Consider the following 6,443-nt stretch of genomic DNA (forward strand, 5'->3'; position numbering starts at 1 on the left):
TCCATAAGCTGCTTATTGAATTGCCTCGGGAGGCTTGAAAATGCCGCAAGCACCGCGCCGCAAGGGCCGCCCCAAAAGCTTTGATTCCGCCAGCCAGCCGGCCACGATTCAATCGCTTGACCGGGCGCTGGACGTGCTGGATGCGCTGGCAGGCGCCAGCGGCATGACGCTGACCGAACTGTCCACGGCGCTGGATCAGTCCGCGGCCACCATGTACCGGGTGCTGGCTACGCTGGAGGCGCGCCAGATCGTCGAGATGGAGCCGCAGTCGCAGACCTGGCATATCGGGGCGATGGCCTTCCGCCTTGGCTCCGCCTTCCTGCGCCGCTCCAGCGTGATCGAACGGGCGCGGCCGGTGATGCGGGAGCTGATGGAGGCCACCGGCGAGACCTCCAACCTCGGGATCGAACGCGGCGGTGACGTGATGTTCGTGAGCCAGGTGGAAACCCATGAATCCATCCGCGCCTTCTTTCCGCCCGGCACCACCTCGCCGATGCATGCTTCAGGCATCGGAAAGGCGCTGCTCAGCTGTTTCGGGGAAGATCAGCTGGCCCGTTTCCTGCGCGGCCGGACACTGGAGCGGTTCACAGAAAAGACCCTGACGTCCGTAGAGGCGCTTCGCGCTGATCTGGCCCGGATCCGAAGCCGCGGCTGGTCCTTTGATGATGAGGAAAAGGCTCCGGGCATGCGCTGCGTCGCAGCGCCTGTCTTCGGCATGCAGGGAGAGGTGCTGGCGGGGATCTCCATCTCCGGCCCCACTGCGCGGATGCCGGATGGGGGCATCAACGGCATTGGCGCCCTGGTCAAGGACGCCGCAGAGAAACTGTCTTATGGATTGGGGGCGCCAGCAGCGGATCAGACCCCGCCCGGCTGACCAGCCGGGCAGCGCCCGGGCACATTTTCAGGCCGGGCGCTCCCCCCCGCCGTCAGCGCAGCGGTGCCAGCGGCATGTGCCGGTTCACGTCCTTGTAGAGCAGATAGCGAAACTTGCCCGGCCCGCCTGCATAACAGGCCTGCGGGCAGAAGGCGCGCAGCCACATGTAATCGCCGGCCTCGACCTCGACCCAGTCCTGGTTCAGACGGTATACCGCCTTGCCTTCCAGCACATACAGGCCGTGTTCCATCACGTGTGTCTCGGCAAAGGGGATCACCGCGCCGGGCTCAAAGGTGACGATTGTCACATGCATGTCGTGGCGCAGGTCATTGGGGTCAACGAACCGGGTGGTTGCCCATTTGCCTTCGGTTTCCGGCATCGGGGTCGGATCGACGTGGTTTTCGTTGGTGACAAAGGCCTCGGGCGCGTCCAGGCCTGCAACCGCCTGATAGGCCTTGCGGATCCAGTGGAACCGCACCGGCGCGCCGCCATTGTTGCGCAAGCTCCAGGCAGCGTCGGGCGGCAGGTAGGCATAGCCGCCCTCCTCCATCTCATGCGCGGTTCCGTCGATGGTCAGGGTCATGGCGCCTTGCACCACGAACAGCACCGCCTCGGTGCCCGGCTCAGTTTCCGGCCGGTCGCTGCCGCCGCCGGGCTGCACCTCGGCAATATACTGCGAGAAGGTTTCGGCAAAGCCGGACAGCGGCCGCGACAGCACCCAGAAGCGCGCCTTGTCCCAGAAGGGCAGCAGGCTGGCCACGATGTCGCTCATCGTACCCTTGGGAATAACCGCATAGGCCTCGGTGAACATGGCGCGGTCGGTCAGCAGCTGGGTCTGCGGCGGCAGCCCGCCTTCCGGCGCGTAATAGGATCGTTTGGTCATGGGCTGCCTTTCCTGCTGAAGTGCTGTCCCATTGATACCCGCCTGCCCCGCGCAACCGAACTTATTTCCGTATCAAGATTACCTGAAGGATTATTTCGGAATTTTTGAAGGCAGGCAAAAGCGCCTACCCGCCGCCGATATCTTCCGGCGCGATGGAGACGGTTTTGACAATGGCAAAGCACTCCGCCCCGGTGTCCAGCCCTAGCGCCTGCGCTGACCGGCGGGTGACACGGGCCAGCACCCGGCCCGCTGGCGTCGTCAGCGAGACCATGGCGCCCGGTCCGCCGCCGGTGCGCAAATGCTCGACGGTGCCCGGCAGGATGTTGAGCGCTGACAGCCCTTCCGGGCGCTGGCGCGAAAGGATCACCTCATGCGCCGAGATCCTGATCCGGACCACACTGCCGGGTGCCTTGGCAATCTGCGGCAGGAATAGCGGCACGCCGCCTGCGTCCAGTTCCGTCAGCCCGTCACTGTGATGCCGGGCCACCCGTGCCTGCAGCAGCGCGCCTGCCGCGCGGACGCCCGCGGGCATGACCGCCGGATCGCCCAGCACCTCGGCTGCTGTTCCCTGCCGCTGCACCTTGCCGTCCTGAAGCGCAACCACGGTGGTTGCCAAACGGGCGACTTCGGCGGCGGAGTGGCTGACGTATAGCATCGGAATGCCGATTTCATCCCGGAGCCGTTCGAAATAGGGCATTATCTCCGCTTTGCGGGCCTCGTCCAGCGCCGACAGCGGTTCATCCGCCAGGATCATCCGCGGCGCAGCCAGCAGCGCGCGGCCAATGGCGACCCGCTGCTTTTCGCCGCCTGAAAGCCCTCCCGGACGGCGTTGCAGCAGCAGGCCGATACCCAGCAGCTCCACCACCCGGTCCAGGCTTTCGCGCTTGGCGTCCCGCGGCGCAAACCACTGCCCGAAAGCCAGGTTCTGCCGCACCGTCAGATGCGGGAACAGCCGCCCTTCCTGAAAGACATAGCCCATGCGGCGCTTGTGCGGCGGCAGCCAATGCCGCCGGGTGGTGTCAAACAGCACCTCGCCATTCAGCGTCACCCGGCCCTGATCCGGCCTGATGAGCCCGGCCACCGCCTGGATGACCGTGGTCTTGCCGGTGCCGGAGCGGCCGAACAGCACCGTGACGCCCGGCGGCGCCTCGAACTGCACATCCAGCCCGAACCCCGGCAGCGCATGTTGCAGAGAGACGGACAGCATCAGCGCCCCCCGGCCCGGTTAGCTGCCCGGCGCGCCAGCAGCTCCGACAGCAGCAGAGCGGTCAACGCGATGGCAATCGATATCAGCGTCAGCCTCAGCGCCGCTGTCTCGCCGCCCGGCACCTGCAGGAACGTATAGATCGCGGAGGGCAGCGTCTGGGTCTGGCCCGGGATGCTGGAGACAAAAGTGATGGTGGCGCCGAACTCGCCCATTGCCTTGGCGAACCCCAGCACCGTGCCGGCAATCAGACCGGGCAGGATCATCGGCAGGGTGATGGTGGCAAAACACATCAGGCGCGATGCGCCCAAGGTGGCGGCGGCCTGTTCCAGCTTGGGATCCACCGCCTCCACAGACAGACGGATCGCCCGTACCATCAGCGGAAAGGCCATGATGCCAGCCGCCAGCGCCGCCCCGGTCCAGCGGAACGCAAAGACGATGCCGATCTGCTGCAGCGCTCCTCCGACCGGGCCTTTGGTGCCGAACACCATCAGCAGCAGATAGCCGGTCACCACCGGCGGCAGGATCAGCGGCAGGTGAACCAGGCTGTTGACGATCTGCTTGCCGGGAAACTTCCAGCGCGCCAGCGCATAGGCGGCAAAAACCGCCAGCGGCAGTGCCGCCAAAGTTGCCCAGATCGAAACCCTTAGCGACAGCATGACTGCCTGCCACTCCTCTGGTCCCAGCCATGAGGTTTCAGCACTCACGGGCCCGGCACTCCAAACCCGTGCTGCAGAAATATCCGCTGTGCCGCCGGGCTGTGCAGATAGTCCAGAAACGCCCTGGCCTCGGACGTGTTGCCGCCTGCCACCACCGCGGCCGGGTAAATGACCGGAGGGTGGCTGCTTTCCGGGAAGGCGGCGATGACAGTGACGCCGGCCTCTGCGCGAGCATCGCTGGCATAGACCACGCCCATCGGCGCCTCACCGGAGGCCACCAGTGCCAAAGCGGCACGAACATTGGCGGCTTGGGCCACTTTGGGCGCCAATGCCGGCCACTGCCCCAGCGCGGTCAGTGCGGCCTTGCCATAAATTCCAGCAGGCACAGCATCGACCAGCGCCATTGCCAGCCGGCCCTCACCGAGCTTGTCCGCCAGATCCGCAGTTGCCAGATCCAGCGGCGGCACATTGCGGCCATGCGCGATCAGAACCAGCCTGTTCTGCAGCAAGTCCCGGCGTGAGGCCGCGTCAATCAGCCCTTCCTGCTGCAGGAGGTCCATCCAACCGGGATTGGCTGAAATGAACAGGTCCGCCGGAGCGCCCAGCTGGATCTGCCGGGCCAGAGACGGCGAGCCCGCATAGGACAGAGCGGTGACCCGTCCGGTGTCATCCGCATAGGCGGCGGCAGCCTCATCCAGAGCGTTTTTGGTACTGGCGGCAGCAAACACGGTGATCCCGGCCTGCAGCTGACCGGCCAGGCCCAGCCACAGGAGCCCAGCAGTAAAAATCCCCCGCCGGAAGACCGGCGAAGCCAATGAATTCAGGAATGAAGCCAAGTTTGCGCTCATGTCCCTTAAGGGACTACCTCTGCCAGCCAGCGCGGGCAAACGGAATTTCTTGCCCGGGCCTAGCGGCTTTCGGCCCGGGTGTCCGGTGCAGGGCGTCTGCCGTTCAGAACAGATCGACGACGCCAGCGCCAGCGGCTGCTGGTGCGGGGGCGGGTGCGGGGCGCGAGGCGGCGCGCTGCTCCATTTCGCCGAGCTTGCGGTCGTCCTTCACATGGGTCTGCTGGGCCGCGCCGGAACTGGCATGGAACCGCACCCGGCGTGCCGAGGTGCCGCCAACGCTGGAGGAGACGCAGGGAATGCCTTCGTCGCGCAGAAACCGCTGAACAAAGTCAGCGTTTGCTGCACCGATATCCGACAGGTTTGCCGACATCTTTGCACCGCCGAACACCTTGGCCTTGAGGTTGGAACGGATGGCACCCTTCTTAAGTATCCCGTTGATCAGCAGTTCCATCGCGTGAATGCCGTAGCGGGCATTGGCGGACCCGCCCTGGCGGGCGTTTGCCAGCAGGAAATGATTCATCCCGCCCACGCCATTTTCCGGATCATAAATACAGGCAGCAATGCACGAGCCGAGAACCGTGGAGAACATGATCTTCGGATCCGTGCTCACCCGGTATTCCCCTTGCAGAACCGTAACGGATTTCGAGTTGGCGAAAACAGTAGTCAAAGTCGGGTCCTTCCTGCGGTTCGATCAGACCTTGCTGGCCTGCAGTAGTGTATTGGCCATCCGCGCCAAAGGCACCTGCTGCTGGGCGGCTCCCATTTCCCAAGCCACCCGCGGCATGCCGTAAACCACCGATGATTTTTCATCTTGGGCAAATGTCTTGGCGCCGGCCTTGCGCAGTTCCAGGAGCCCCCTGGCCCCGTCCTGGCCCATGCCGGTCAGTATGGTTGCGACAACGTCCTTTCCATATGGCACGGCAGAGGTGAACAGAGCGTCAACAGAGGGTGTGTGGCCGGAAATATCCGGGCCTTCCTTCATCCGCAGGCGCAGCGGTTTGCGGCTGGTCAGCCCCATGTGCCGGCGCTGGCCGGCAGCAACATAGACGTGACCCGGCTCCAGTGTCATTCCGTCTTCCGCCGCGCGCACGCGGGCAGGGCAGATACGGTCCAGCAGCGAGACCAGTCCGGTGCCGAAATTCTTGCCGGTGTGCTGCACAATCAGGGTCGGCGGGCAGTCGAAAGGAAAGCCGACCAGCACATTGCGTAGCGCTTCCACGCCGCCGGTCGAGGATCCGATCAGGATCAGCTTTCTGACGCTTCCCGCCTTGGCGGACGGGCGTGCGGCCGATGCACTTCCGGCGGTCCGGGGACTGCGGCGCGGCGCATTCAGCATCATGTCGAGATACTGGGCGAACTGGCTGGGATGATCGGATTTCGTAAGTTCGAAAATACCGGCCCCGACATCCAGAAGCGGCGAGGACTTGCGGGCCGGTGTGGCGCCCTGGGTATCCATCACGGAAACCCAGCGGGTATCCATGGCGGAGAACAGCGCCATCATCATCTCGAATTCGGGCAATTTGGTGAACCCGTCCTCGACAAAGGCAAAAACCGGCTGTGCTGCCTCTGCCTGATTGTAGGCCATCATCAGGTTGTTGGCTAAAAGCACTTTCATGCCGGGATAGGCGGACTCCATGTAGCCCTGCAACGTGCGGGCGAAGTTCCGGTCCGTGGTGATGATCAATAAGTTACGCGAAGACAATGGGTTCCCCACTCAAATTGCAGTGCCTTCAGAATTGCAGGCACAGGTTGCCATAGTCTGAAGGCGCCGCGGATTTTTGCGCGGCGCCTCCGTTGAGTTGTCAGAAGTCCTGCCAGAGATCGCGGGCGGCATTGCCGCTGCTGGCGGCTGCGGGTGCCGGGCTGGCTTCGACCTCCCAGTCGCCCTCGCCATGCGCCGAAGGCGCGGGCTTGGCGGCCGGGGCGGCAGCGGGCGCCGCTGCCGGAGCCGGGCGGGCGGGGGCCGCGCCGCCGG

At 64.8% G+C, this 6,443-nt stretch carries 7 protein-coding genes; 1 reads left to right on the forward strand and 6 read right to left on the reverse strand.

The window, feature by feature from the left end:
• Nucleotides 1-40 precede the first annotated feature (40 nt).
• Entirely contained in the window at nt 41-874 is an 834-nt protein-coding gene (gene bhcR / locus GKC28_RS22795) for an HTH-type transcriptional regulator BhcR (protein WP_174149274.1), read from the forward strand.
• A 52-nt stretch (nt 875-926) separates the two neighbouring features.
• Here bhcR and GKC28_RS22800 read toward each other — a convergent pair whose 3' ends face one another.
• The 6 genes from GKC28_RS22800 to GKC28_RS22825 form a co-directional block, all read right to left on the reverse strand.
• Nucleotides 927-1,757: a bifunctional allantoicase/(S)-ureidoglycine aminohydrolase gene (locus GKC28_RS22800; protein WP_174149275.1), complete on the reverse strand. Its 831-nt coding sequence runs from the start codon at nt 1,755-1,757 to the stop codon at nt 927-929.
• Nucleotides 1,758-1,881: 124 nt separating this feature from the next.
• On the reverse strand, nt 1,882-2,964 hold the full coding sequence (modC, locus tag GKC28_RS22805; RefSeq protein ID WP_174149276.1) for a molybdenum ABC transporter ATP-binding protein: 1,083 nt from the start codon (nt 2,962-2,964) through the stop codon (nt 1,882-1,884).
• Nucleotides 2,964-3,668 carry a molybdate ABC transporter permease subunit gene (gene modB, locus GKC28_RS22810; protein ID WP_174149277.1) on the reverse strand — a complete coding sequence of 235 codons (705 nt, stop codon included), beginning with the start codon at nt 3,666-3,668 and terminating at the stop codon, nt 2,964-2,966. The genes modC and modB overlap by 1 nt, the downstream gene beginning before the upstream one ends.
• Nucleotides 3,665-4,456, reverse strand: coding sequence for a molybdate ABC transporter substrate-binding protein (gene modA, locus GKC28_RS22815; RefSeq protein WP_254604364.1), 792 nt, complete (start codon nt 4,454-4,456; stop codon nt 3,665-3,667). The genes modB and modA overlap by 4 nt, the downstream gene beginning before the upstream one ends.
• Before the next feature lie 115 nt (nt 4,457-4,571).
• On the reverse strand, nt 4,572-5,135 hold the full coding sequence (locus tag GKC28_RS22820; RefSeq protein WP_174149279.1) for a chemotaxis protein CheD: 564 nt from the start codon (nt 5,133-5,135) through the stop codon (nt 4,572-4,574).
• Between the two features lie 24 nt (nt 5,136-5,159).
• Nucleotides 5,160-6,104 carry a CheB methylesterase domain-containing protein gene (locus GKC28_RS22825; protein WP_174149280.1) on the reverse strand — a complete coding sequence of 315 codons (945 nt, stop codon included), beginning with the start codon at nt 6,102-6,104 and terminating at the stop codon, nt 5,160-5,162.
• Nucleotides 6,105-6,443: the final 339 nt, after the last annotated feature.

Source organism: Leisingera sp. ANG59 (genome assembly GCF_013317235.1).
Classification (GTDB): Bacteria; Pseudomonadota; Alphaproteobacteria; order Rhodobacterales; family Rhodobacteraceae; genus Leisingera.

Coding starts and splice junctions, on each gene's coding strand:
- bhcR (WP_174149274.1), top strand. CDS start 41: ATGCCGCAAGCACCGCGCCGCAAGGGCCGCCCCAAAAGCTTTGATTCC.
- GKC28_RS22800 (WP_174149275.1), bottom strand. CDS start 1,757: ATGACCAAACGATCCTATTACGCGCCGGAAGGCGGGCTGCCGCCGCAG.
- modC (WP_174149276.1), bottom strand. CDS start 2,964: ATGCTGTCCGTCTCTCTGCAACATGCGCTGCCGGGGTTCGGGCTGGAT.
- GKC28_RS22825 (WP_174149280.1), bottom strand. CDS start 6,104: ATGGAGTCCGCCTATCCCGGCATGAAAGTGCTTTTAGCCAACAACCTG.